The sequence below is a fragment of the Crossiella sp. NPDC003009 genome (genome assembly GCF_053591555.1).
The window spans coordinates 1-24,688 of sequence record NZ_JBSFUA010000012.1 but is presented as its reverse complement, the minus strand read 5'-3'; the positions used below and the strand labels follow the sequence as shown (position 1 = coordinate 24,688).

The 24,688-nt window shown below is 70.6% G+C and carries 19 protein-coding genes; 8 read left to right on the top strand and 11 right to left on the bottom strand.

The window, feature by feature from the left end; translation table 11 throughout:
• Window positions 1-109 precede the first annotated feature (109 nt).
• Window positions 110-1,909 carry a glycosyl hydrolase family 18 protein gene (locus ACWDY5_RS15755; protein WP_449722922.1) on the top strand — a complete coding sequence of 600 codons (1,800 nt, stop codon included), beginning with the start codon at window positions 110-112 and terminating at the stop codon, window positions 1,907-1,909.
• Here the strand turns inward: ACWDY5_RS15755 and ACWDY5_RS15750 are convergent.
• Window positions 1,906-2,646, bottom strand: coding sequence for a GNAT family N-acetyltransferase (locus ACWDY5_RS15750; protein WP_449722921.1), 741 nt, complete (start codon window positions 2,644-2,646; stop codon window positions 1,906-1,908). The two genes, ACWDY5_RS15755 and ACWDY5_RS15750, sit on opposite strands and share 4 nt — an antisense overlap.
• 243 nt (window positions 2,647-2,889) lie before the next feature.
• On the opposite strand from ACWDY5_RS15750, the gene ACWDY5_RS15745 reads away from it, so the two are divergent.
• On the top strand, window positions 2,890-3,195 hold the full coding sequence (locus ACWDY5_RS15745) for a hypothetical protein (RefSeq protein WP_252482437.1): 306 nt from the start codon (window positions 2,890-2,892) through the stop codon (window positions 3,193-3,195).
• 9 nt (window positions 3,196-3,204) lie between these two features.
• Here ACWDY5_RS15745 and ACWDY5_RS15740 read toward each other — a convergent pair whose 3' ends face one another.
• The 3 genes from ACWDY5_RS15740 to ACWDY5_RS15730 form a co-directional block, all read right to left on the bottom strand.
• A complete protein-coding gene (locus tag ACWDY5_RS15740; RefSeq protein WP_449722920.1) occupies window positions 3,205-6,399 on the bottom strand; it encodes a S8 family serine peptidase in 3,195 nt (1,064 codons plus the stop codon).
• Window positions 6,400-6,497: 98 nt separating this feature from the next.
• Window positions 6,498-9,746 (bottom strand): S8 family serine peptidase, encoded by a 3,249-nt coding sequence (locus tag ACWDY5_RS15735; protein ID WP_449722919.1) that lies wholly within the window; start codon window positions 9,744-9,746, stop codon window positions 6,498-6,500.
• Between the two features lie 159 nt (window positions 9,747-9,905).
• Window positions 9,906-10,547 (bottom strand): DUF305 domain-containing protein, encoded by a 642-nt coding sequence (locus ACWDY5_RS15730; RefSeq protein ID WP_449722918.1) that lies wholly within the window; start codon window positions 10,545-10,547, stop codon window positions 9,906-9,908.
• 177 nt (window positions 10,548-10,724) lie between these two features.
• Here ACWDY5_RS15730 and ACWDY5_RS15725 point away from each other — a divergent pair, with 177 nt between their 5' ends.
• Window positions 10,725-12,119 (top strand): LVIVD repeat-containing protein, encoded by a 1,395-nt coding sequence (locus tag ACWDY5_RS15725; protein WP_449722917.1) that lies wholly within the window; start codon window positions 10,725-10,727, stop codon window positions 12,117-12,119.
• Window positions 12,120-12,437: 318 nt separating this feature from the next.
• Window positions 12,438-13,544 (top strand): LacI family DNA-binding transcriptional regulator, encoded by a 1,107-nt coding sequence (locus ACWDY5_RS15720; RefSeq protein ID WP_449722916.1) that lies wholly within the window; start codon window positions 12,438-12,440, stop codon window positions 13,542-13,544.
• Between the two features lie 85 nt (window positions 13,545-13,629).
• On the opposite strand, the gene ACWDY5_RS15715 is transcribed toward ACWDY5_RS15720, so the two are convergent.
• The 4 genes from ACWDY5_RS15715 to ACWDY5_RS15700 form a co-directional block, all read right to left on the bottom strand.
• The gene (locus ACWDY5_RS15715) at window positions 13,630-14,220 is read right to left on the bottom strand and encodes an HAD family acid phosphatase (RefSeq protein ID WP_449722915.1); all 591 of its coding nucleotides are present in this window, start codon (window positions 14,218-14,220) and stop codon (window positions 13,630-13,632) included.
• A 142-nt stretch (window positions 14,221-14,362) separates the two neighbouring features.
• On the bottom strand, window positions 14,363-16,240 hold the full coding sequence (locus ACWDY5_RS15710; RefSeq protein WP_449722914.1) for a glycoside hydrolase family 97 catalytic domain-containing protein: 1,878 nt from the start codon (window positions 16,238-16,240) through the stop codon (window positions 14,363-14,365).
• A 141-nt stretch (window positions 16,241-16,381) separates the two neighbouring features.
• Complete coding sequence (locus tag ACWDY5_RS15705; RefSeq protein ID WP_252482430.1) at window positions 16,382-16,591, bottom strand: DUF397 domain-containing protein; 210 nt, start codon at window positions 16,589-16,591, stop codon at window positions 16,382-16,384.
• A gap of 12 nt (window positions 16,592-16,603) precedes the next feature.
• Complete coding sequence (locus ACWDY5_RS15700) at window positions 16,604-17,455, bottom strand: helix-turn-helix domain-containing protein (protein ID WP_449722913.1); 852 nt, start codon at window positions 17,453-17,455, stop codon at window positions 16,604-16,606.
• A 281-nt stretch (window positions 17,456-17,736) separates the two neighbouring features.
• Between ACWDY5_RS15700 and ACWDY5_RS15695 the strand changes: the two genes are divergently transcribed.
• Window positions 17,737-18,069 (top strand): hypothetical protein, encoded by a 333-nt coding sequence (locus tag ACWDY5_RS15695; protein WP_449722912.1) that lies wholly within the window; start codon window positions 17,737-17,739, stop codon window positions 18,067-18,069.
• Window positions 18,070-18,083: 14 nt separating this feature from the next.
• Here ACWDY5_RS15695 and ACWDY5_RS15690 read toward each other — a convergent pair whose 3' ends face one another.
• From ACWDY5_RS15690 to ACWDY5_RS15680, 3 genes are all read right to left on the bottom strand, one after another.
• The gene (locus ACWDY5_RS15690; protein WP_449722911.1) at window positions 18,084-18,512 is read right to left on the bottom strand and encodes a hypothetical protein; all 429 of its coding nucleotides are present in this window, start codon (window positions 18,510-18,512) and stop codon (window positions 18,084-18,086) included.
• A 16-nt stretch (window positions 18,513-18,528) separates the two neighbouring features.
• Window positions 18,529-19,713 (bottom strand): cytochrome P450, encoded by a 1,185-nt coding sequence (locus tag ACWDY5_RS15685; protein WP_449722910.1) that lies wholly within the window; start codon window positions 19,711-19,713, stop codon window positions 18,529-18,531.
• Between the two features lie 226 nt (window positions 19,714-19,939).
• Window positions 19,940-21,559, bottom strand: a complete 1,620-nt coding sequence (locus ACWDY5_RS15680; RefSeq protein WP_449722909.1) for a glycosyl hydrolase family 8 — start codon at window positions 21,557-21,559, stop codon at window positions 19,940-19,942.
• A gap of 360 nt (window positions 21,560-21,919) precedes the next feature.
• On the opposite strand from ACWDY5_RS15680, the gene ACWDY5_RS15675 reads away from it, so the two are divergent.
• From ACWDY5_RS15675 to ACWDY5_RS15665, 3 genes are read left to right on the top strand one after another with little or no spacing between them, the layout of a single operon-like run.
• Window positions 21,920-22,963, top strand: a complete 1,044-nt coding sequence (locus tag ACWDY5_RS15675; protein WP_449722908.1) for a gamma-glutamylcyclotransferase family protein — start codon at window positions 21,920-21,922, stop codon at window positions 22,961-22,963.
• Window positions 22,964-23,009: 46 nt separating this feature from the next.
• Window positions 23,010-23,627, top strand: coding sequence for a DUF4232 domain-containing protein (locus tag ACWDY5_RS15670; protein WP_449722907.1), 618 nt, complete (start codon window positions 23,010-23,012; stop codon window positions 23,625-23,627).
• A gap of 39 nt (window positions 23,628-23,666) precedes the next feature.
• Window positions 23,667-24,455: a transporter substrate-binding domain-containing protein gene (locus ACWDY5_RS15665; protein WP_449722906.1), complete on the top strand. Its 789-nt coding sequence runs from the start codon at window positions 23,667-23,669 to the stop codon at window positions 24,453-24,455.
• Window positions 24,456-24,688: the final 233 nt, after the last annotated feature.

Below are 24,688 nucleotides of genomic sequence, written 5' to 3'. Positions count from 1 at the left end.
GGGTCCGCGGGGGTCCGGATGGCTGCCCGTGCTTGACAGCGAATAGGTCTAGACCACAAGCTCGGGGCGCTCGCCGCCGCCACCGCACGAGCTGCTGGAGGACTTTCCGGTGTCCCATCCGCGTACCCGTCTGCTGGCCATGTCGTCCGGACTGCTCATGCTCTCCGGCCTCCTGATACCTCCCTCGGCGAGCGCGGCGGCGCAGCTGTCCGCGAGCTTCGCCACCACCGGGACCTGGGACTCCGGGTTCGGCGCGCAGTACACCATCCGCAACACCGGTGACGCCGCCGCCAGTGGCTGGGAGCTGGTGTTCGACCTGCCCGCCAACGTCCGGGTGACCAGTCTGTGGAACGGGCAGCATTCGGTGTCCGGCAACCGGAACACCGTGCGGGCGCTGTCCTGGAACGGCGCCATCGGGGCGGGCCAGAGTGTGACCGTGGGCTTCAATGGCAGCTTTACCGGCGCGTTCGGCGGGCCGGTCGGCTGCACCATCAACGGCGCGCCCTGCGCCGGTGGGGCGGTGGACACCCAGGCGCCGAGTGTGCCGGGTGGGGTGCGGGTGGCGTCTAGCAGTGCGAGCAGTCTGACGCTGGCCTGGGCGGCAGCCACGGACAACGTGGGGGTGACCGGGTACCGGGTGTACGAGGGCTCGGTCGTGGTCGCGACCAGCAGCAGCGCGGAGGCCGTGATTTCGGGGCTGGCACCGGAAAGCACGCACACCTACGCGGTGACCGCGGTGGACGCCGCAGGCAATGAGTCCGCGCGCAGCCAGGCGGTCACCGGCAGCACGCAGGCCGCCGGCAGTGCGCCCAAGGGCGGCATCATCGGCGCCTACTACGCGGGCTGGACCGGGTTCCCGGTGGCGCGGATCCCGGCGCAGAAGCTGACCCACCTCTACTACGCCTTCGGTTCGGTGCAGGGCGGGCGGTGCCAGGCGCCCAGCGCGGCGGCGCTGAACCACTTCGCCGAACTGCGCGCGTTGCGGCAGCGGCACCCGCACCTCAACGTGATCATCTCGCTGGGTGGCTGGGGCGCGGACGGGTTCTCCGACGGGGCGCTGACCGCGGCCTCCCGCGTCGCGTTCGTCAGCTCCTGCGTCGAGCTCTACCTCAAGCAGCACAAGGACGTCTTCGACGGCATCGACATCGACTGGGAGTTCCCGGTCTCCGGCGGCATCATCACCAAGCGGCCGGCGGACAAGCGCAACGCCACCCTGCTGTTCCAGGAGTTCCGCGGGCAGATCGACGCCACCGGGACCGCGCAGGGCCGCAGGCTCCAGCTGATCGCGGCCACGCCGGTCGGGCGGTTCCAGGACGACGGGCCCTACGACGTCGCGGAGAGCTTCGAGCTGGCCGAGGTGGCCTCCGCACTCGACTTCTACAACGTGATGACCTACGACATGGGCACCGGCTACTCGCCGATCTCGATGTTCAACGCGCCGATGCGGGCCGCCACCGAGGACCCGACCGCGCAGCCGATGAAGGGCGGCAACAACGTCGTCGGCGGCATCGAGCACTACCTGCGGCACGGGGTGCCCAAGGACAAGATGGTGCTGGGCACGCCGTTCTACTCGCGCGGCTTCACCAGCAGCGACCCGCAGGCCGATGCCAAGAAGGGGCTGTTCGTGCCCTACACCGGCACCATCAACGCGCCGCAGTGGAAGACGATCAAGGCCGAGTACCTGAACAACCCGGCCTGGCAACAGCTCCGGCACGCCACCGCGCAGGTGCCCTACCTGTACAACACCGCCACCAACACCTTCATCAGCTACGAGGACCCGGCCTCCATCGCGGTGAAGGCGGCCTACGCCAAGCAGACCGGGCTGCGCGGCACGTTCATGTGGGAGCTCTCCGACGACGACGCCCAGCACAGCCTGCTCAACGCGATGGCCGGTCCTTTTCTCGGCTAGGGCCGGTCCAGCACGCGGTAGTGGTAGCTGCTGACCGTGCTGAACCCGGCGCCGGCGTAGAGCCGCTGGGCGATGGTGTTGTCCACCATCACCTGGAGGAACGCGTGGGTCGCTCCCCGGTCCGCTGCCCAGTGCAGCAGGCCGGCGAGCACCGCGCGGGCCAGGCCCTTGCCGCGGGCGGCCGGATCGACCCACATGCCGAAGATGCCCACCCAGTCCCGCACCAGCGCGCCCCTGACCAGGGCCTGGCCGTCCAGCTCGGCGTACCCGCCCGGCACCGCGGCCAGGATCTGCTGGGTGATGAACCGGCTCGCCGGGTCCCTCCGGCCGTCCTGCGCCCAGTACAGGTCCAGCCAGGTCTCGGTGGGCTGCTCGGTGACCACCGGGCGGCGGGCCTGCTCGCCGAGGGCGGCCAGCGCCTCGGGGATGGCCGCGGTCTGGCCGTAGACCGGCGTGACCACCCGGTAGCCGCGGGCGGCGAGCAGCTCGTCCAGGTTGGTGGGCCTGCTGTCCGGGCCGACCTGGAACACGCTGGGCTGGCCGAGCCGGGCGTAGTGCCGTTCGACCTCGGTCAGCGCGGCCTCGACATCGGCCGGTTCGCTCTCGGCCAGCACCGAGTTGGCCCGGTTGGTCACCCCGCCCGCGCTGCGCAGCAGCCAGCCGTCCACCTCACGGACGTGCAGGCCCGGCCAGGCTGCCGAAGCGAGCTGCCCGAATGAGATCGACTGAGTATGCATAGTGACGTATCTTTATTCATTGACAACTCGGATGCAACCGACTTTCCCCGGCCTTCCGTCCTTGCGGTTGGGACGAGGAGAAGAGGAGTTCGGATGGGTTCGCTCTGCCGAGTCGGCGCCGGGGTGTTCGCGGTCACGGCCGCCCTGGTTCTCGGCTCATGCGGCGCGCGGCCCCAGGCCGGCTCCCCGCCCTCGGCCACGCCAAGTGGTTCACCCAGTACGCAGGTCAGTAGCGAGTCGCCAGTGCGCAAGCTCGATGAGGCGCAACGCCAGCAGGTGGCCAAGGCCCGTCAGGAGGGCCGGAAGACCATGCTGCTCATGGTGTTCACCGAACCCGGGGCGACCGACAAGGTCACCAAGGGGCTACGCGAACTCGGAGCGACTGTGGAGGTCAGTGACGGTGCGGTCGGATATCTGCGGGTCGATGTGCCCCTCGACGCCGTGGAACGAGCCGCCGCGCTGCCCTCCGTCACCTCAGTGGAACTGGATCGGCTGATCCCGCGAGACGACCCCACACCGGGAGTGCAGCCCGGTGTGGGGCCGTCGTGATCAGCCGGTTCACCCGCTGACGGCGCGCACCTCCACGCCGCCGACCGCGGCCACGCCCTCGGCGGTGGTGCGCACCCGCAGCTCCCCGCGCAGCTCGCGCCCCTCGGTGAGGCCGCTGCGCGCGATCACCTGTCCCGACACCGTCCACTGGCTGCCGGTCTCCCGCAGCCGGTCCTCGTCGGTCACCTCGACCACACCCAGCGAGGGCGCGGCGTACCGGTCCAGGTAGTCGTACTCCGTGCTGCCGCTGGGAATCGCGTAGCCGTCCACCACGGCCCGCCAGCGCCCGGCCCTGGGGTTGTCGATGGTCACCTCCTCCGCCGCGCTGGATCCGGCGCTGGCCCCGGCCTGCACGCAGTCGCCGCTGGAGCAGTCGAAGACCACCAGGTCCAGGTCCGCGCCGGGATCCGCCGGATTGCCGGTGCGCACGGTCAGCGAGGTGGCGCCCTCGGGCACGGTGAGCTCGTGGCTCTGCTGGGCTCCGGTGGCGATGGTGGGGCGCAGCGGGCGGGCGCTGCCCATCGGCCCGCCGGTCAGCCGACCGGTGAACGGCGCCATCGTGCTGTGCAGCCGGTACTCTCTGGCCTGCGGTTCGCCGCGGGTCACCGAGGTCAGCACGTCCGGATCCGGCTGGACCTTGATCGACAACGCGGCCGCGGTCACGGTGAACGGCGCGGTCAGCGCGTCGGAGGTGCGCCGGGCGTCCACCACGATCTCCCAGACCCCTGGCATCGGCGAGAGCACGGTGCGGCTGGCCGGTGCGCCGGTGGGGCAGCCGCCACCGGCGTCGGGCTGGTAGCAGAGCACGGAACCGGTCTTCTCGTACGGCAGGCCGGAGGGGGTGAACGGCTGGAAGCGCAACTGTCCCTGGCCGGGCGCGCCGCCACCGGCCAGGTCGATCTTCAGCCCGGTGGCGCCCTCGGGCACCCTGACGAATGTGGAGCGGGAGCCGTTGCGGCCGACCTCGCCGCTGCCGCTCGCGGTGAAACCGTTGGCAGCGCTCAGTTCCAGCGGCGCGAACACCGTGTTGAGGGTGACCAGGTCGACGCCGGGGGTGGCCGGGTTGTCGATGCGCAGCAAGGCCGAATGCGCGCCCGCGGTGCGCGGATTGATCGTCACGTCCAGCTTCACCGGCTCGTTCAGCGGCAACCGGACGCCACTGGCCGAGCTGAAGGTGCCGTCGTCACCGACCCATTCCACCCGGTGCCAAGCGCGGTTGGCCGTGCCGGTGGTGCGGGTCAGCGTGTAGGTGCGGGTGTAGGCCGTGCCGACGGAGACGCCCTCGCGGTCGTGGATGCCGGCGCCCACATGGGGTTTGGCCAGCTCGCCGGAGAGGACGGTCCGCACCGGCACCTCGGCCTTGATCGTCTCCGGGGCCGGGCCTCGTTGCAGGGCAAGGAAAGCGGCCGGCACGTTGAGCAGACCGGCACCCTGTTCGTACGCGCCCAGGTTCGGCAGGAACTTCGCGGTGGAGTAGATCGCGTTGCGCAGCGCCGCCGGATCGGGCCGGGAGCCGTGCCGCGCCTTGTGCGCGCCGATCAGCAGGGCCGCGCCACCGGTGGCCTGCGGGGCGGCCATCGAGGTGCCGTTGAGCATCGCGTACCCGGCGGGCAGCGGATAGGTGCCGGGGATCGACGAGGCCTCTTGCCATTGCGGCACCGTGGATATCGCCGCGCCGGGGGCGATGATGTTCGGCTTGAAGCCGCCGTCCTCGGCCGGACCGCGCGAGGAGTAGGAGTGCAGGCCCTGCCGGACCGGCGTCACCGAACCGTAGTTGCTCAGCCAGGTCTCGGCGGTGATCGAGGAGCCGACGGTCACCGCGTCCACGGTCGCCCCTGGCTCGCCGACGGTGTTCGCGCCCGCGCCGTCGTTGCCCGCCGCGATGACGAGCTGCATCTTGTACTCGGCGATGGTGCGGTTGTAGAGCGCGGCCGCGGCGTCGTCACCGTCGTTGAGCGCGGGCAGCCCGCCGATGGAGATGTTGACGATGTCCGCGCCGTTGCGCGCGGCGTAGAGCACTCCGTCCAGCAGGCCGCTGTTGGTGCAGCCGGGACTGGCCAGGCAGGCCTTGACCGACATCAGCTGCGCACCCGGCGCGGCACCGGCCATCGCCCCGCCGAAGAGCTTGTGCCCGGCCGCGATGCCCGCCACGTGCGAACCGTGCAGACCGCCTGCCACCCCGATGTTCACATGCGGCGTCGCCTTGCCGTCGTAGGTGGAGCGGTCGGTCTGCACCACGAAGGCGATCCGGTCCAGCACCGGGGTGTCCGGGCGGTCCACGCCGAAGTGGCCGACGTCGTAGCCGGCCTTGTAGTCGGTCATCGGCCGGTCGTTGGTGAAGTCGCGGTCGCCGTTGAGGTCCACCCGAACCTGTTTGCTCGCGGTGTCCTGCAGCACGCCCCAGGAGTCGACGCGGTCGCCGTCCCGGTTGAGGTCGCCGCCGACCTCGCTGTTCTTGGCGCCGAGGTCACCCGCGACCTCGGTGAGCAGGCCGAAGGAGAACGGGCCGCCCCCGGCGGGCGCCACCCAGTCCCGGTCCTGTTCGCGGAACCGTCCATTGTGGAACTTCGTGGTCATCTCGACCCAGCCGCCATCACCCGATCCGGGGGCGTTCGCGTTGTGCCAGTCCACGATCTTGCGCTCGCCGGTGCTGGTGGTGGCCAGCGCCGGGTGGTCCAGGTCCACGCCGGAGTCCAGGATCGCGACCAGCACGCCCCGGCCGTCGGCAGGGAAGTCCGCCGCGCCGATGTCCCTGGTGGGCAGGTACGGGTTGGCGCGCGGGGTCAGCGGGCCGGGCGGCGGCTGCGGCAGCGGCTGCTCCGCGCCCGCCGGCCTCGGGTCCTCCCGGTGCACCAGGTGCTCCACGTCCACAGCCTTCACCGAGGCCAGTGCCGCGGCCCGCTCCGCCTGCTCGGCAGGCAGCTCGACCTTGAGGTAGCCCACCGCGGGCTCGGCCGCGCGCACCACCCCGCCGAGCTCGCGCAGCTCGGTCTCGGCGGCCGCGGCTCGGTCCTGCTCGGCGGCGACCACCAGGGTCACCGTGGACTGCCCCGCGCCACGCGCCTCGGCGATCCGGCCCCGGTCGGCCTTGTCCAGCTGTTTGACCGGGCCCGGCGGCTCGGCGGCCGCGGGCAGCGCGGCGAGTCCGGTCGCGGCCAGGACCGCGCTGACGAGCAGGAGCACCAGGCGAGGCGGTGTGGTCACGCCGGCACGGTATCCACAATGGACACCTCCGGCGCTTCGAGACGAACGACCCCGCCCGGGAGTGCAGCCCAGGCGGGGTCGTCCGATCATTCAGTTGGTCAGCCGGTCACGGCCTGGATCCGCACGGCGCCACGGCCGACGGTCACCTTGTCCGCGGTCTGCACCAGCAGGTCGCCCCGCAGATGCCTGCCCTCCCCCGGCTGCCCGGCGACGGTGATGGTCGCCGGAGCGGTCCAGGTGGCCCCCGCGGCGCGGGTGGCGTCGGTGTCGGTCACCGCGATGCCGCCCAGCGCCGCCGAGACGAAGGAGTCCAGGTAGTCGTAGGCGGTGGTGCCTGCGGGCACCGAGTAGCCGTCGACCACCACGCGCCACTTGCCGGCGGCCGGGTTGGCGATGGTCACCGACTCCTCGGAGTCACCGTCCGCGCTGGAACCGGCGTCCACGCAGCTGCCGCTGGTGCAGTTCTGCACCACCAGGTCCAGGTCGGCCGCGGCGTCCGCGGTGCTGCCGATGGTCGCGGTGAAGCTGCTCGCGCCGGCGGGCACGGTGACGTCGTACTGCTGCATGGCCCCGTTGGCGATGCTCGGCCGGTCGGTCTTGGCGCTGGACAGGGTGCCGCCGACCAGCTTGCCGGTGAACCCGGCCAGCGAGTTGGCCACCGTGTACTGGCGCTGCACCGGGGTGCCCACCGCCGCGGCCGGGATCACGTCCGGGTTCGGGGTGATCTTGGTGCCCAGCACCTCGGCGCTGACCGAGAACGGGGCGACCTTCACATCCGAGGTCCGGCGGGCCTCGATGATGATCTCCCACACGCCCGGCAGCGGGTTGGTGATGGTGCGGCTGGCCGGCGTGCCGCCGGAGCAGCCCGCGCCCGCGTCCGGGTTGTAGCAGTTGGTGGTCGAGGTGACGTCCTTCGGCACCCCGGTCGGGTCGAAGCGCAGGAAGCGCACCTGGCCCTTGCCAGCCGGGCCGCCCGCGTTCAGGTCGATCTTGAGCGCGCTGGCGCCCTGCGGCACCCGCACGAACACCGACTTGGCCTGGTTGCGGCCGATCTCACCGGAGGCGGTCACCTTGTAACCGGCGGCCGCGGTGAACTCCTGCGCGGCGAAGACCGCGGCCAGGCCCTGGTGGTCGATGCCCGGCGTGGCCGGGTTGTCCAGCCGCAGCAGCGCCGAGTGCGCGCCCGCGGTCTTCGGGTTGACCTTGACCTCGAACTTCACCGGCGTGTTCAGCGGCAGCTGCACCGAGCGGGCCGAGGAGAAGGTGCCGTCGTTGCCCACCCAGTCCACCGAGTACCGGCGGTCGCCCGCCGCACCGGAGGTCCGGGTCAGGGTGTAGGTCCTGGTGTAGGCCTTGCCGACGGTCACGCCCTCGCGGTCGTGGATGCCGACGCCGAACCCGGGCTTGGCCAGCTGGCCCTCCAGCGAGGTGTCCACCTCGACCTCGGTGCGCACGGTGTCGGTGGCCGGTCCGCGCTGCAGGGCGAAGAACGCGCCCCACACGTCGAACTTGCCCGCGCCCTGCTCGTAGGCGCCCAGGTTCGGCAGGAACTTGGCGCTGGAGTAGATCGCGGTGCGCAGTTGCGCCGGGGTGGGGCGCTGGCCGCCGTGGGTGGCCTTGTACGCGCTGAGCAGCAGCGCGGCCGCACCGGTCGCCTGCGGGGCGGCCATCGAGGTGCCGTTGAACATCGAGTACCCGGCGGGCAGGGTGAAGGTGCCCGCGGTCGGGCCGGGCGGCTGCCAGAGCAGCGTGGTGGAGATCGCCGAACCGGGGGCGATGATGTTCGGCTTGAAGCCGCCGTCCTCGGCCGGTCCGCGCGAGGAGAACGGGTGCAGGCCCTCCTTGGCCGCGGCCTCCGAGCCGTAGTTGCTCAGCCAGGTCTCGGCGGTGATCGAGGAGCCCACGCTCACCGCGTCGGTGGCCACCGAGGGGTCGCCGACGGTGTTCGCGCCTGCGCCGCTGTTGCCGGCCGAGATGAAGATCTGCATCTTGTACTCGGCGATGGTGCGGTTGTAGAGCGCGGCCCGCGCGTTGTTGCCGTCGTTGAGACCGGGCAGCCCGCCGATGGAGATGTTGATGACGTCCGCGCCGTTGCGCGCGGCGTAGAGCACGCCGTCGATCAGCCCGCTGGAGGTGCAGCCGGGGCTGGACAGGCAGGCCTTGATCGAGATCAGCTTCGCGCCCGGCGCGCCACCGGCGATGTTGCCGCCGAAGAGCTTGTGGCCGGCCGCGATACCGGCCACGTGCGAACCGTGCGAGCCCGAGGCCATGCCCAGGTTGACGTACGGGGTGCCGCCGTTGTCGTAGATGGAGCGGTCGGTCTGCACCACGAAGGCCATCCGCTCGACCACGTCCTTGGTCGCCGGCTTGTCCGCGCCGAAGTGCTGGACGTCCTGCTTGACCTTGTAGTCGATCATCGACTTGTCGTTGGTGAAGTCACCGTCGCCGTTGAGGTCGACCCGGACCTCCTTGGTGGCGATGTCCTGCAGCACGCCCCAGGAGTCGGCGCGGTCGCCGTCCCGGTTGACGTCGCCGCCGATCTCGCTGCCCGCCGCGCCCAGGTCCTGCGCGGTCTCCTTGAACAGGCCGAAGGAGTACGGGCCACCGGTGGCAGGCGCGGTCCACTCGCGGCCGCCCTCGGTGAACTTGCCGGTGCGGCCGGTCTTGGTCATCGAGACCCAGGTGCCATCGCCGGAGGTGGGCGAGTTCGCGGTGTACCAGTCCACGATCTTGCGCTCGCCGGTGCTGGTGGTGGCCAGCGCCGGGTGGTCCAGGTCCACGCCGGAGTCCAGGATCGCCACGGTGGTGCCGCGGCCGTCCCAGAACGGCAGCGTCTGCCCGAACTGCGCGGCGCCGATGTCACCGGTCGGCAGGTAGGGGTTGACGCGAGGGGTCTTGGCGTCGGGGGCCTTCTGCGGCAACGGCTGCACGGCGCCGTTGGGCTGCGGGCGCGGGTCGTCGACCGGGATGACCGCGTCGATGTCGATGGCGTCCACCGACTTCAGCTTCGCGGCCTGCTCGGCTTTCTCCCTCGGCACCGACACCTTGACGTAGTCCACCGACTTCTCGGTCGACTCCACCTCGCCGCCGAGCGAGCGGAGCTCCTCGACGGCCTTGTCGGTGCGGCCCTTGGCCGCGGCCACCAGCAGGGTCACGCGCTGCTTGCCTTCGCGCGCGGCCTCGGCCAGCAGCTCACGGTCACGCTTGTCCAGTTGCTTGTCCGCCTGGGGCGGCTGCTGCGGCGCCGCGGCGGCCGGTGCGGCCAGGCCGAACGCGGCGGTGCCCAGCGCTGCGGCCAGTACGGCCGCGGCAGGCGCACGCCAGCGGCGGGTGTTCGGGTTGGTCACGGCTGGTCCCTTCCTGGGAACGATGCCCAAGAGCAGAACCTGCCGACCAGCGAAGTTCAATGCCGCAAATGGCTCAGTCAATACTGTTCAATACAATCCACTGTGGACGTTACCGGCGCCGGATAACGGTTGTGCGTCAAGACTTCCGCCGGAAACGGTTCAGAACTTGATTTCGCGCATCCGCTTGATCTCGTCGGTCTGGGTGGCGATGACGTCCTGGGCCATCTCCTCCACGAAGATGTCGTGCCCGGTGGCCAGCACGTCGTTGGCCATCTTCACCGCGCCCTCGTGGTGGGCGATCATCAGCCGCACGAACATCCGGTCGAACTCCTCGCCCCTGGCGTCCTTGAGCCGCACCATGTCCGCGAAGGAGGCCATACCCGGCATGGTGCTGCTGGCGTGCCCGCCGTGCGCGCTGGGCACCGGCTTGTTGTGCCGCTTCAGGTAACCCTCCATGGCCTGGATCTCCGGGGCCTGCGCGCCCTCGATCCGGCCGGCCAGCCCGCGCACGTCCTGATGCTTGGCGCGGTCGGCGACCAGCGCGGTCATCTCCAGCGCCTGCCGGTGATGCGGAATCATCATGGACACGTAGGTGAAATCAGCATCACCGGGCGGCCGCTCGGCGATCGGCGGCATGCTGGAGAGGGTCTTCGCGGACTCGCCCGGCTTGCCCGGCGCGATCACCGGCACCTGCTCGGTGGCCTCCGGCGGCGCACCCTGCGTGCCGTTGCCGGTACAGGCAGTGAGCGCCAGGGCGGCGAAGACGGCGAGGACCCCGGATTTCAGCGGCAGACGGCTCACGAGCGGCGACGCTACCTGGGATGTCCGCCTGGTAGGAACCTGGAAAAACTGTGTGCAGCCGACGGCAAAAGGCTGTTTCCTTACCCAAACCTGACAGAGATACTGCACAGATCCAGCCGTCACGCGATGGGAGCTTTGAGGGTGGCGTCTACCCAACGCACAACGCGCCGAGTTTTGATGGTGCTGTCCGGGGCCGCGCTTGTCGCCGCCTCCACGTTCGCCGCCGCGCCTGCCGTGGCCGCCGAGCCGACCGACGGCATTCCCGGCGTCGACCAGATCGTCAGCAGCAAGAACCTGCGGCAGGTCGCGAACCTGCCCAAGTCCGGCCCGTTCGCGCCGGAGAGCGCGCTCGGCACGGACATGGCCTTCCAGGGCGACTACGCCTTCGTGGGCAACTACAACGGCTTCGACATCTTCGACATCCGCCATCCGGCGAAGCCGAAGCGCGTCGCCCAGGTGCTCTGCCCCGGTGGGCAGAACGACGTCTCGGTGCACGGGAACCTGCTGTTCCTGTCCACCGACTCCTCCCGCAGCAACGACTCCTGCGAGAACGTGAGCCAGCCGGCCACGGTCAAGGAGTCCTGGGAGGGCGTGAAGATCTTCGACATCAGTGACGTGCGCAACCCGAAGTACGTCGCCTCGGTGGAGAACGACTGCGGGTCGCACACGCACACCCTGGTGCCCGAAAAGGGCAACAAGAACGTGTACCTGTACAGCTCCTCGTACGCCCCGTCGGCGTCCTTCCCGGACTGCCAGCCGCCGCACGACAAGATCTCCATCGTGAAGGTGCCGCTGCGCGACCCGGCCTCGGCCAAGGTCATCTCCGCGCCGGTGCTGTTCCCGGACGGCGGCAACCCCGGGCAGAACCCGACCAACCCGGACCTGTCCGCGACCTCGGGCTGCCACGACATCACCGTCTACCCCAAGCTCGACCTGGCGGCGGGCGCGTGCATGGGTGACGGCATCCTCTTCGACATCTCCAACCGGGAGAAGCCGAGGGTGATCGAGCGGGTGCGCGATGACGTGAACTTCGCGTTCTGGCACTCCGCGACCTTCAACAACCGCGGTGACAAGGTCATCTTCACCGACGAGCTCGGCGGTGGCGGCGGCGCGACCTGCAACGCCAAGATCGGCGACAAGCGCGGTGCGAACGGCATCTACGACATCGTGGGCAAGGGCGACAAGCGCAAGCTGGTCTTCCGCAGCTACTTCAAGATCCCGCGTCCGCAGAAGGACACCGAGAACTGCGTCGCGCACAACGGCTCGCTGATCCCGGTCCCCGGCAAGGACATCATGGTCCAGGCCTGGTACCAGGGCGGCGTGTCGGTGTTCGACTTCACCGACTCCAGCAAGCCCAAGGAGATCGGTTTCTGGGAGCGCGGCCCGCTCTCGGACACCGAGCTGAAGACCGGCGGCTCCTGGTCGGCCTACTGGTACAACGGTTACATCTACTCCTCGGACATCCAGAAGGGCTTCGACGTGCTCCGGCTCGACGACCGGCGCACCGACTGGGCCAAGCTCCAGCACTTCGACGAGCTGAACGTGCAGACCCAGGGTCGTTACTTCGGCTGATGTCCTAACTCGACACACCCGGCGGGGGTGTCGCTTTCTTGCCAGTCGGCGAGCAGGCGGCACCCCCGTTTTCACGTCCAGGAACAGAAACCGATTGCCTGCCACAGCTTCTCTAAACCATCACTGTTGCCGAATGTCGTCCCAGGAGCCTGTTCGGCGTAGCGTCCGGCATCCAGGAGTTCCAGCCGCGCCGGGCTTCCGGTCGTGTGCTGCGGCCGTTCGGGTGGGGATCACCGAGACACCTGGACAGCCCACGCTCAGCTGCCGTCAAACCCCCTAGAGTGACGGCTGTACCGGAGGGGGTTCAAGGGGGTTGGAGTGGTAACTCGGCCAGAGGCCGCTGGCTGGCGGCCAGTGGCAGTTTCGCCCGGCGCGTCCTTGTCCCTCACTCGAAGTCGGCGGCGTGATCGGCCGACCTTGCGCGAGGTGGCGGCGGCGGCCGGGGTGGATGTGTCGACAGCCTCCCGGCTGTTGCGGGGTCAGGACACCGCCTATCGGGCGGAGACACGGCAGCGGGTGCTCGACGCCGCCGAAGCGCTCGGCTACCGGCCGAACGCGCAGGCGCGCGCCCTGCGCCTGCAACGACAACAGGCCATCGGGCTGCTCGTGCCGGACCTGGACAACTTCGGTTTCACGCAGATAATGCGTGGCGTCCAGGAGGTGGCGACCGAGCAGGACTACACCCTGATGGTCGTCGAGGCGGGCAGTGGCGAGGGTGCGGGCAACTGCTACGACAAGCTCGGGCTCGAAGGCAAGGTGGACGGCGTGCTGGTGGCCTTCGCCAGCGTCGACGACCCGAACATCCAGGAGTGGGCCTCCCGCGAGCACCTGCCCATGGTGCTCGTGCAGCGCGGCACCCCCGGCTATCCGGCCGCGGTGGTGATGGACGAGGTGCACAACGTCTCGATCATGGTCGATCACCTGGTGGAACTGGGGCACCGGCGGATCGGTCACGTGAGCGGACCGTTGCGCACCGACACGGGTCTGCGGCGGCGCCAGGGTTTCGCCGCGGCCATGCGGTCGCACGGGCTCACCGTGCGCCCGGAATGGATCTGCGACGGCAACTTCCACTGGCGGGGCGGTCACCAGGCGGCCCTGCACATCCTGGACGCGCCGGCCGCGCAACGGCCGACCGCGTTGGTGGTGGCGAACCTGCTGAGCGCGCTGGGCACTCTCAGCGCGGCCCGCGAGCTGGGTCTTTCGGTCCCGCACGACCTCAGCGTGATCGCCATCGACGAGCACATCGTCGCCGCGCACACCGATCCTCCGCTGACCGCGGTGAAGACACCGCAGCGCGAGCTGGGCCGAGCCTCGGCCCACATGCTGCTGCAGGTGCTCCAGGGACACCGGCCGAGCAAGCTGGTGCTCCCGACACCGCCGGAGCTGGTGGTGCGGGCCTCGACCGCACCGGCGCCCTCGGCGTAAGCAAGGCCAAGCAGGACCAAGCAAGCGCGAACATTCGTGGGCGCCACCGGGTCAGGGTGGCGCCCACGTTTGTGTCGTCAGCCCGTCAGTCCAGGGCGCCGTCGTAGTCCGGCAGCTTGAAGGTGCGCTCGGCGTGGCCGCCGACCAGGTCCCAGGTGTTGTTGCCGACGTTGGCCACGATGGTGTAGCCGAGCTTCTCGATGGCGATCCTGGCCTCGGTCTTGACCTTCTCGGTCGGGTCGACGTTGAACCAGGGGCGCAGGTAGAGGCCGTCCACCGGATAGCCGACCCGCTTGAGGTTGTCCTCGGTGGGCAGGCCGAGCACGTACGGGCGGTTGGTCACGAAGAAGATCGCCGCGCCCTGTTCCTTGGCCCGCTTGGCCGCCTTGAGCACCGGCGGGATCGCCGGGGTGGGCACGCCGAAGTTGTAGGCGGTCTCCAGCGTGGTGTTGTCGATGTCGAAGACCACGGCCTTCTTGCCGCCGCCGGGCAGCCTGCCGTCCAGGTAGCCGGTGAGCTGGCCGGTCACCACGGTCACATCGCGGATCCAGGTCTCGTACGGGGGCTTGGCCGCCGCCACCTTCGCGGGGGCGGCGGGCGCGGCCAGCGCCGCGGGCGCGCCCAATCCCAGTGCCGCCACCGTGATCGCTCCGACCAGGGCACTCCGCAACCGCATGTCGCCTCCTCGGCAGTCCGCGCGCTGTCGTCACGCGCCCGTGAAGTGCACCGAAGGCGCGTGACGACAGCGTGACCGCGAGGTTTACCGGCCGGTAGCACCGAACGGCGGAAACGCGAACAATCTTCGTAAAATTTTTCGATCAGCCATTCGGCCGAAGGCGCACGGTGTAGCCGCCGTTCTTGGCCACCGGCACGGAGAGCGTGCTGTCCCGGTTCACCCGCTGGCTGGTGCGAACGATCTTGCCCTCGGGACCGTCGGCGTAGATGTCGGCGGTCCACTCACCGGCGGGCAGGAAGGACAGCGCGGCGTCCAGGTTCCGTCCCTCCCCGGCCAGTGCCGCGCCCACGTACCACTCGCCGCCGCCGCGCCGGGCGATCACCGCGTGCTTGCCGGGGTCGCCGGCGAGCAGCTTGGTCTCGTCCCAGACCGGGGGCACCGCGCGCAGCAGCTCCTCGGCCAGCGGCTGCTTGGCATAGCTCTCCGGGCTGTCCGCGAAGTGCTGCACCCCGGACTCGTAGAGCACCGACAGCGCCAGCTCACCGCTGTCGGAGTTGGGCCGCACCCCACTGAAGGTCACCGGGGTGAAGTCCATCGAGCCGGTCAGGTTCCTGGTGAACGGCAGGGTCAGGTAGTGCTCGATCGGGAACGGCTCCCGGCCCGGCCTCGGCCTGGTGCCCTCCGCGCCCTTGACCGCCTCCACCGTCATCACGTGCGGCCAGGTGCGCTCGGTGCCGCGCGGGATCGGCGCGCCGTGGAAGTTGAGCATCAGCTTGTACTTGGCCGCGGCCGCGAACACCAGGTCGTACCAGCGCATCCGGTCCTGGCCGTCGGACTCCACGAAGTCGATCTTCAGGCCGACCACGCCCCAGTCCTGGTACCGCTTGAACAGCCGCTCCAGCTCGCTGGGGGTGTCGATGGTCTGCCAGCGCAACCACAGCCAGGTGTCCACGTTGCGCGCCTTGGAGTAGGCGACCAGTTCGGGGATCCAGGAGTCCGCCCAGCCCGAGTCGACCAGGTTGTACTCCCAGCCCTGCTTGCTCGCGTAGTCCACGTAGCGCTTCTGCAGGGCCAGATCCCCGGTGCCCAGCGCCCACCAGGACCAGGCGGCGACCCCCGGCTTGATCCACGAGGTGTCGGCGATCTTGGACGGCGGCGCCAGATCGGTGATCAGGTCGCTCTCGGTCACCGTGGCCAGGTCGCCGATGACCATGGTGCGCCAGGGCGTGGCCAGCGGACCGGTGCTCACCTCCGCCGGATCCGGCAGCACCAGCTTGAACTTCTTGTCAGCCGGGTCCAGCCGCACCCGCGAGCCGCCGTAGCGACCGTCCACATCGGACTCAGCCAGCAGCAGCCAGCTGTCCTCGACCCGGAACAGCGCGGGATAGCCGTACTCGGCGGCCTCGGCCTGGGCCACCGTGCCGTGCTTGTGTGCCGACTCGTAGTCCCCGCGCCCGTTGTCGAAGGGCAGCAGCACCGAGTGCGCGGTGCCCGGGACGGCGAACTCCGACGCCTCGCCGACCACGGTCACCCACTTCGGCCCGGAGAGCAGGTAGCGGTAGGCCACGCCGTCCGCGGCGACCCGGACCACCAGGTCGATCCGGTGGCCGTCCTTGGTGAAGCGCAGGGTGGTCTCGGCCGCCTCGGTGCTGTGCTCGCGGCGCTTGCCCACGCTGGTGGTGTACTTCTCCTGGATCGCGCGCTGGCTGATCCCGCTGAACCGCAGGCCGCTGGTGAACTCGGCGTACGCGGTCTGCACGCCCAGCGCGGACGGCTCCAGCAGGGTGGTCCCGCCCCGGCGCACGGTCAGCTTCAGCCGCCCGTCCGGACCCAGGTCCACCTCGGCCGACGGGCTGGCGGCCGCACCCGGCACGGCGCGCGGGCCAGGGGCGGTGAGCTGCCAGTTCGTCGGAGTGCTCGCGCTGCCGACCGCTGGCAGGCTGAGCGCGACCGCGCTCGTGGCCAGCACACAGACCAGCGCGATCCGGCCGCCGCGCGGCCGCGGCATTCGTCGTCTCATCGTGCGTTCCTCCCGGGGTTACCTGGCGGGCGGCAGGTCCGAGTCAACCGGGTCGGATCAGGTACTCCTGTATACGTTTGCAGACTTCGCATGAAAAAAGGGCGGCCGACCGTGCCGACCGCCCGTCGCGCTACCCCTGAGCTAGACCAGGTCGAAGGACCCCGCCCGCAGCGTGGACTGGAACGTGCCCCACGCGTCCGGGGTGAACACCAGGGCGGGACCACTGGCGTTCTTGGAGTCCCGGACGCCGACGACGTCCGGGACGATGGCGACCTCCACGCACTGGCCGCCATTGCCGCTGCTGCGGCTGGACGTGCGCCAGGTGGCGTAGGAAAGGCCGGAGGACAACATATTGACCCCTATTTACTCGAATTCACTCACTGCCCGCTCCATGAGCGCGACGGACTCGGCCGGGCCGAGTGCCAGCGCTTGCAAGCGGTCGAAGGCGAGTTTATACACGTCCAAATCCGTGGCTTCATCGAGATAGGCGGCCGAGGTCAGGTCTTCCAGATAAACCAACGTCGGCGCGGGTTCATCCGGAAAACGGAGCATGGTGAAGGTGAATCCGATGGCGGCATGCGCCCCGGACCGCAAAGGCAACACCTGGATGGTCACGTTGGGCCGCCGCTGCACCTCGGCCAGAAATGTGAGTTGTTCTCGCATCACCGCCGGACCACCCACCATTCGCCGGACCGCGGCCTCGCTCATGATCAGGTTCAGTCGCTGAGGGTCACCACCGAGCAGCCGCGCCTGCCGCTCGGCGCGCACCCGGACCAGCCGGGCCACCCGGTCGGCGTCCAGCTCCGGACTGACCGCGGCGATCACCGCCCTGGTGTAGGCCTCGGTCTGCAGCACGCCGGTGATCAGCTCGGCCTCGTAGACCCGCATCTCGCAGGCGGCCGACTCCAGCCCGACGAAGGTGCGGAACCAGTCCGGCACCGCCTTGCCGTACTTGGACCACCAGCCGCGTTTCTTCGCCTCGGCCGCGATGACCAGCAAGGACGCCGAGAGGTCGGCGGGCGCGGCGTAGAAGTCGAGCAGCTTCTCCAGCTCGGCCCTCTTCACCGCGACGTTGCCCAGCTCGATCTTGGTGATCTTGGACAGCGAGCAGTCCAGCAGCTCGGCCGCGCTCTCCCTGTCCTGTCCCGCCGACTCGCGCAGCCTGCGCAGCTCCGCGCCGACGTGCCGCCGGCGCACCGTGGGGCTCTCGGCCACGCGGCCCTCCTAGTCAACCTCCGGCACGCACAGTTACACCATCGAGGGATGTGGAAAATGGAACATTCTGTTTTACTGTGCGACAAGTCTGGATGGCCACACGGTACAGGCCACCCCGTCTCACTCATTCGAGTGACCCCCCGGCGATCCACCGCGGAAAGGACGCACCCATGGCCACGCCGGCGACCTTTCCGTCGCCCACCTCGCATTCGGCCAGCACCCCCCGGCTTCGAGCCGACGGGCTGGATCCGATTGAGGAACGCATTGCCGAATACATGCACATGTCGCTACGTGACCAACGACTGCTGCTGGCCTCATTGCGCGAACGCAGCGTCGAATTCCGCGCCTTCGACCGCCGCTCCTCGCTGCTGGTCTACACCGCGCTGGTGGGATTCACGCTGGTCGCCGTCTCGGTGACGCTGCACAGTTTTCACGTGCCGCGCTTCCTGGCCAGCGGCTGCGCGGTCGGCGCGCTGCTCATGCTGGTGATCGTGCTGGTCGGCATCACCCGCCGCCGGGAGGCGCTGCTGTGGGCCGCGGTGGCCGCGCACAGCGCGGACCTGGAGCGCGGACCCGGCCCGCTGCCCGAGCCGCGAGCGGCCGAGCCGGACTAGTCCCAGAGCACTGTCTAGTCCCAGAGCACCGGGACTTCCGAGCAGCGCGGCGCCGGTATCGCCGTGCCCCTGGTGAACTGCGCGCACGGCGTGAACGAGAGCGCGGGCGCGGCCAGCAGCAGCAGGCTGACGAAGAACCGCTGCCCGGCCACGGTGATCACGAAGTCCACCCCGGTGCGCCGCGGCGGCGCCGGGTCCTCGGAGGCGTTCCTGCGCTCGTCCTCCGCGGCCATCAGCAGCAGGTGCCGGTAGGCGGCCTCGCCCCCGGCCGGGACCTCGGCGTCGAAGGCGGCCACGAAGGTGGTGCAGCCCGGGTCGAAGGACCCGGCCCCGCGCACCAGTCCGGCCAGGTCGGCCCAGGTCCGCGCGGCGTCCGCGGGATCGGCGAGGGTGCCGTAGGTGCGCTGCACCAAGCGCCGGTGGGCGCGTTGAGGCGTCGTCATCTCGTCCTCCCGGAAATCAGTCCCACTCAACCGGCAGGGTCCGCACGCCGTAAACCGCCATCTCGTGCCGGAATGTCACCTGTTCGGGGGCAATAGCCAGGCGCAGACCGGTAACCGGCAACAGAGCGCGCACGGCCTCGGTCAGTTCGGTCCTGGCCAGCAGCTGGCCGAGGCACTGGTGCACCCCGTGCCCGAAGGCCAGGTGCGGCGCACCGCGGCGGTTCGGGTCGAGCCGGTCCGGCTCGGCGTAGACCGCCTCGTCCCGGTTGGCCGAGGACAGCGAGACGATGACCCCGTCACCGGGCGCCAGCCGGACGCCGCCGACCTCGGCCGCGCCCACCACCGCCCGCACCACGCCCTGCTGCACCACGCTGGCGTGCCGCAGCAGCTCCTCCACCGCGGCGGGCACCAGGCCGGGGTCGGCCAGCAGCGCCGCCCACAGCCCGGGCTGCCGGAGCAGCAGCAACATGCCGATGCCGATCATGTTGGCGGTGGTCTCGTGCCCGGCGACCAGCAACAGCCTGCTCATGCCGACCAGCTCGGCCCGGCTCAGCTCGCCGGTGCGCACCCGCCGCCGCACCAGCCTGCCGAGCAGGTCCTCGCCCGGCTGGGCGATCTTGGCCGCGACCAGGCCGTCCAGGTAGTCCCACAGCTCAGCCATGGCCGCGGTGACCTCGGCCCCCGGCCGGGAGCGGTCCAGCTGGACCTCGCTGCGGCTGCTGAAGAACTCCCGGTCGGCCAGTGGCACGCCGAGCAGGTCGCAGATCACCAGCACCGGCAGCGGTTTGGCGAACCCGGCCACCAGGTCGGCGGGTGGTCCCCCGGCCAGCAGCCCGGCCAGGCACTCCCGCGCCCGGGCCTGGATCGCCGGGCGCAGCGCGGCCATCCGGCGCACGGTGAACTCGCCGGTGAGCATCCGCCGGTACCGGCCGTGTTCCGGCGGGTCCATCGACAGGAATATGCCCGGTGCGGGCGGCCCCTCCGGCGCGGGCCGGAGCTGCGGGAAGCCGGGGCTGGCCGGATCACTGGAGAAGCGCGGATCGCCCAGCACGAACCGGGCGTCGGCGTGCCGGGTGATCAGGTAGACCGACTCGCCGTGCGGGGTGCGCACCAGCGAGACCGGCTCGCTCGCGCGCAGCTGCGCGAACCGCGGTGGCGGGTCGAGCGGGTTCACCCGGCTCGGCGGGTAGTCCGGGGGCACCGGTCCATCAAACCCGGCGCCCCCGGACTTCGAAAGGGGTGAGGGGTTGCCCCCGCCGCCAGACGGACAACCCCTCACGTTCATGGTGCGACCTGCTGTACCTGGTACGGATCGCGGTGCCGGGCCGGTTCACCTGAGTTCCGTGAGACCGCTCTCAACAACCCGAAAGAGTGGTCTGCGGCCCGCCTCCGGACAACCCCCGATCGTCTCTTTTGTCGGAAATCGGTCACGGTGCGACGAACCGCCCGGACAGGATGATCAACACCTGCACCTGGATGCTGCTCGCGTAGTAGTCGCCGGTGCTCAGCGAGGTGCTGGCGAGCTTGGCCCACAACCGGTCCAGCCAGGCCTGGCTGCCCGGGTCGGTCATCGCGGCCACCGCGAACGGCGCGAAGAAGGCCGCTGAGCTGCCGCTCTCGTGCACCGAGCCGTTGAGGTTGTAACCCTTGGCGATCCGGTTCGGGTCGCCGCCGGTGGCCTGCTTGATCCAGGCGTTCATCTTGCGTGCCTGGCCCTGCGCGGCGCTGCCGCCGGCGGTGATCGCGTCCGCGCCCAGCCGCCACGGGTCCCGGCAGGCGTTCCAGCTGTACTTGCTGTCGGTCACCTCGTTCTCCAGGAACTTGCCCTGGGGCGGCCGCGGCGAGGACTGGGTGTCCACCACGAAGTCGGGCAGCAGACCGGCGTTCGGGGAGAACTGCTGCTGCAACCGGGTCGTCGCGTTCTCGGTGGCGGCCCGCACCTGGTGCCAGAAGGTGTCGCCGGTGGCGCGGGCGAAGGCGCGGAAGTGGCCGGGCATCCAGTCCGAGGTGCGCGAGCCGTTCGCCCAGTGCCCGGAGGAGCCCCAGTCGGCCAGCAGCGGCAGCTTGGTGCCCTGGTGGATCTCGCTGCGCTTGATCGCGCCGATGATCCGGAGCGCCTCCCGCTTGTAGTCGTAGGTCCCGCCGCTGCCCCACTTGCGGTCGGCGATCAGCAGCGCGTAGGCGATCTCCAGGTCGGCGTCGGTGGCCGAGTCGCTGCCGTTGACGCTGACGCAGCTCTCGTTCTGCTCGGCGGCGTGCAGGTCGCGGTCGATGACCGAGGGGTGGTTCTTGACGTAGCGCAGGATGCCGTCGAAGTAGGTGCGCGCCTGCGGGTCGGCCTCGGCCATCAGCGCGGTGATGGTCATGCCGTAGCCCTGGCCCTCGCCGACGAACGGGTGGTCGGCGTCCACCGAGTGCACCGCCCACTGGCCACCACCGCAGCGGTCGGTCAGGAAGTTGGTCTTCCACTGCCGGTAGTAGCGCAGCAGCACCTGGTCCTGCTCGGCCTGGGAGACCGAGGGCCGCAGGGTGCCCGGCAGATAACCGTTGGCGGGCGGCGGTTCCTGGCCGTCCGCGCCGTAGGCCTCGAACTCCCACAGCGAGTAGCCGTAGGTGGTGCCGCGCTGGGTGCCGGTCAGCTTCAGGTACCGGGCGGTGGTGCTGACGCTGATGTCGTCGATGCCGCCGTCGCCGGTGCTGGTGGTGTGCAGCGAGCGCCAGGCGCTGCCGTCGTCGGAGGCCTCGATCCGGTAGGCCTTGCCGTATGCGGCCTCCCAGTTGAGCCGGATCCGCCGGATGTCCTTGGCACCGCGCAGGTCCAGCTGGATCCACTGTGGATCGGCGCCCTCCGCGCTGGCCCATCTGGTCGCCGCGTCGCCGTCCACCGCCTTGCCGCCGGCCAGGGTGGCGTCCTCGGTGCTGGAGGTGGTGACGGCCGCGCCGAGCGCGAGGTTGGTCGCGGCGGACGCGGTGCCCGCGCCGGCGCACAGGCCCGCGACCAGGGTAGTGATCATGACTCCGACGAGCAGCCGAGGTGAACGGGTCATTTCGCGTCCTCCGACTAGCGGGATCGGGAGAGCGACAGCAGGGGACCCGAGGGTGACCCAGGCCACGTTGAGCGTCAAGGTAGTTAGGGAACTTTCCTCTCCATTGCCGCGAAAACTGGTCCGGTCGGCACAATCGTTTGTGCCGACCGGACCAGCCGGGTGGAGTCCAGGAATGGAGCGGGGCGCCCATCTCCCCCATGACGATGGGCGCCCCAGGTCCGCGCCCCCGGGGACCGGCGTCCGGGTGGGGCCACTTCGCCGGTGTAGCGCAGTGGGGGCTGAACACCTCGAACGCTAGCCGCGGCGAGGGGGCGCGGAGTATGTCCGGAGGTCGAGCGGGGCGCTGACGAAAGTCGATGGTTGGCTGGGCTGGTGTACCGCGACGAGGACTTCCCCGCCGACCCGTACCCGGGCGCGGTGCCGCCCACCTCCTACGTGCACGCCGACGGCCTGGCCCACCCGCTGCGCGAGACCGGGGCCGGGGCCGAGGTGGACGGCCTTGACCTGGACGAGTGGCTGGCCCGGCGCGGTGAGCCGCCGCTGGCGGCCAGGCTGCCGGTGCTGACCTACGGCTCCAACCGCAACCCGGCCAAGATCACCTGGCTGCGGCAGAACCTGGGGCTGGACGGCGCGGTGGTGGTGCTGCGGGTGCGCTGCCAGGACCTGGCCGCGGTGTGGGCCTTCGGTTTCCGGGCCCGCGACGGCGCCCGCCCGGCCACCCTGGCCTCCGCCCCCGGGGTCACCGAGACGCACGCGGTCTGGCTGGCCACGCCGGCGCAGCTGCGGGTGCTGGACGTGGTGGAGGGCAGGGGCGTGCGCTACCAGCTGGCCAGGGTGCACACCGGACGGGTGACGCTGGGCACCGGCGCGCACCTGGACGGCGTGCTCTCCTACGTGGCCCGCGCCCCGGAGCGCGAGCCGCTGCTGGTGGACGGCCTGCCGGTGCGCTGCCAGGACCTGCCGCAGCACGCGGCCCGCGACCTGGACGGCGAACCGGGGTCCTGCGGACTGGCCGTCACCGAGGTCACCGGCGAGCCCGACCCGGCGTTGTGGCCGGAGCGGGTGTTCGTCTACGGCACCCTGCAACCGGGCTGTTCGGCCTGGTCACTGGCTGCCCCGCTGGTCGGCGGCCGGCCGGTGCGGGCCACCCTGCCCGGCACGCTTTACGACACCGGCGAGGGTTATCCCGGCCTGCTGCCGGGTACCGGGGAGGAGGTGCCCGGCTGGCTGCTGCCGCTGGCCGACCCGGTGGCCGCGCTGCCGGTGCTGGATGAGTACGAAGGCGAGGAGTACCGGAGGATCCGGATCGCGCTGGCCGATGGCACGGTGTGCTGGACCTACGTCTACGCCGCGGCCACCGCGGGCTTGCGCGTGGTGCCGGGCTGGCCGGCCGGGCACGTGTGAAGATCGTCACAGCGGGAAACCCGAGGGGGCTGACTCGGGAGGAGACATGACCGTGCGTTTTCGACCTCTACTGGCCCTGTCCGCGCTGGCCCTGTTGACGGCCGCCTGCGGGCAGCCCACCGCCCAGTCCCCCGGCAGCGCCCCGCCGAGTGGCCTGAGCACCACCGCCAGCACCGAGCCGACCAGCCCCGACACCAGTCCCGCGGCCAAGGAACAGCCGCCGGAGGTCACCGCCGAGGCGCAGGTCGGGCGGTGCACCGCGGAGCACCTGCGCGGCGAGCTCAAGCCGGGTGACTCCGGTGCCGGCCAGCGCTACGCCACCCTGGTGGTGACCAACACCGGCAAGACCAACTGCACGCTCTACGGCTACGGCGGCCTCGCCCTGCTGGACGGCTCGGGCAACGCGCTGCGCACCAAGCTGGAGCGCAAGGCCAACCCCGGCCCGAAGCTGGTCACGCTGCGACCGGGCGGCAAGGCGGGCAAGGACCTGCACTGGGGCGCGGTGCCCGGTGAGGGCGAGCCGGCCACCGGACAGTGCCAGCCCTCCCCCGCCAAGATCAGGGTGATCCCGCCGGACGAGCGCACCCCGTTCGAGCTGGCCTGGTCCCTGGGCCCGGTCTGCCAGCAGGGCAAGATCGAAGGCTCGGCCTACCACCCGCTGTGACCCGTTGACCTGGTGAGCACCGGCGGGTTGGGTGGCCGGATGAAGCACAGAATCCTGCCGCTGGTGCTCGCCCTGCTGCTGGTGGGCGGCGTGTCCTCGGCCGCCCCCGCCGGGGAGGCCGGGGCCCGCAGCCGTCTCGACGTGGTGACCGCGCGCGGTGAGCTGCGGGTGTGCAGCACCGGCGACTACCGCCCGTTCACCTACCGCGCCGCCGACGGCACCTGGACCGGCATCGACATCGACCTGGCCGGCGACCTGGCCACCAAGCTGGGGGTCCGGCTGAAGATCGTGCCGACCACCTGGAAAACGCTGCTGCCCGACTTCCGCAGGCACTGCGACCTGGCCGTCGGCGGCATCTCGATCACCCTGGACCGCGCCCGGCAGGCCTTCTACAGCAAGGCCTACGTCCGCGACGGCAAGACCCCGATCACCCGCTGCGAGAACAAGGATCGCTTCCAGACGCTGGAGCAGATCGACCAGCCCGGGGTGCGCGCGGTGGTCAACCCCGGCGGCACCAACGAGCAGTTCGCCCGCGCCAGCCTCAAGCGGGCCACCATCGTGGTGCACCCGGACAACAACACCATCTTCGACGAGATCATCGCCGGGCGCGCAGACCTGATGATGACCGACGCCACCGAGACCAAGTGGCAGGCCAAGCAGCGCCCGGAGCTGTGCGCGGTGCACCCGGAGACGCCGTTCACCTTCAGTGAGAAGGCCTACCTGGTGCCGCTGGGCGACGTGGTGTTCCAGCAGTGGGTGGACCAGTGGCTCAACCTGGCCTTGCACGACGGGACCTGGGCCCGGATCAGCAAGCCCTGGCTGGGCTGAGCCACCCGAACGGCCGATCAAGGTAACGGCGGCGCGGGGACCGGCGAACTCGTTCCTGTCCCGGGTTTTCCGGGCTCTGGAACGAAAGGGGACCGGCGTGCCGGACCTGGAACCCGGGCGGATCCGGCTGTGGTGGTGGTCGGCCCCCTCGCTGGTGCGGGCGGTGCCCGCACTCGGCGGCGCGGCCCTGCTGGTGGCCTTCGCCTGGCCGCGGACCCCGCCGCCCGCGGCGG

Coding starts and splice junctions, on each gene's coding strand:
- ACWDY5_RS15690 (WP_449722911.1), bottom strand. CDS start 18,512: ATGACGACGCCTCAACGCGCCCACCGGCGCTTGGTGCAGCGCACCTAC.
- ACWDY5_RS15750 (WP_449722921.1), bottom strand. CDS start 2,646: ATGCATACTCAGTCGATCTCATTCGGGCAGCTCGCTTCGGCAGCCTGG.
- ACWDY5_RS15665 (WP_449722906.1), top strand. CDS start 23,667: ATGAAGCACAGAATCCTGCCGCTGGTGCTCGCCCTGCTGCTGGTGGGC.
- ACWDY5_RS15680 (WP_449722909.1), bottom strand. CDS start 21,559: ATGACCCGTTCACCTCGGCTGCTCGTCGGAGTCATGATCACTACCCTG.
- ACWDY5_RS15705 (WP_252482430.1), bottom strand. CDS start 16,591: ATGTTGTCCTCCGGCCTTTCCTACGCCACCTGGCGCACGTCCAGCCGC.
- ACWDY5_RS15725 (WP_449722917.1), top strand. CDS start 10,725: ATGGTGCTGTCCGGGGCCGCGCTTGTCGCCGCCTCCACGTTCGCCGCC.
- ACWDY5_RS15710 (WP_449722914.1), bottom strand. CDS start 16,240: ATGAGACGACGAATGCCGCGGCCGCGCGGCGGCCGGATCGCGCTGGTC.
- ACWDY5_RS15695 (WP_449722912.1), top strand. CDS start 17,737: ATGTCGCTACGTGACCAACGACTGCTGCTGGCCTCATTGCGCGAACGC.
- ACWDY5_RS15670 (WP_449722907.1), top strand. CDS start 23,010: ATGACCGTGCGTTTTCGACCTCTACTGGCCCTGTCCGCGCTGGCCCTG.
- ACWDY5_RS15715 (WP_449722915.1), bottom strand. CDS start 14,220: ATGCGGTTGCGGAGTGCCCTGGTCGGAGCGATCACGGTGGCGGCACTG.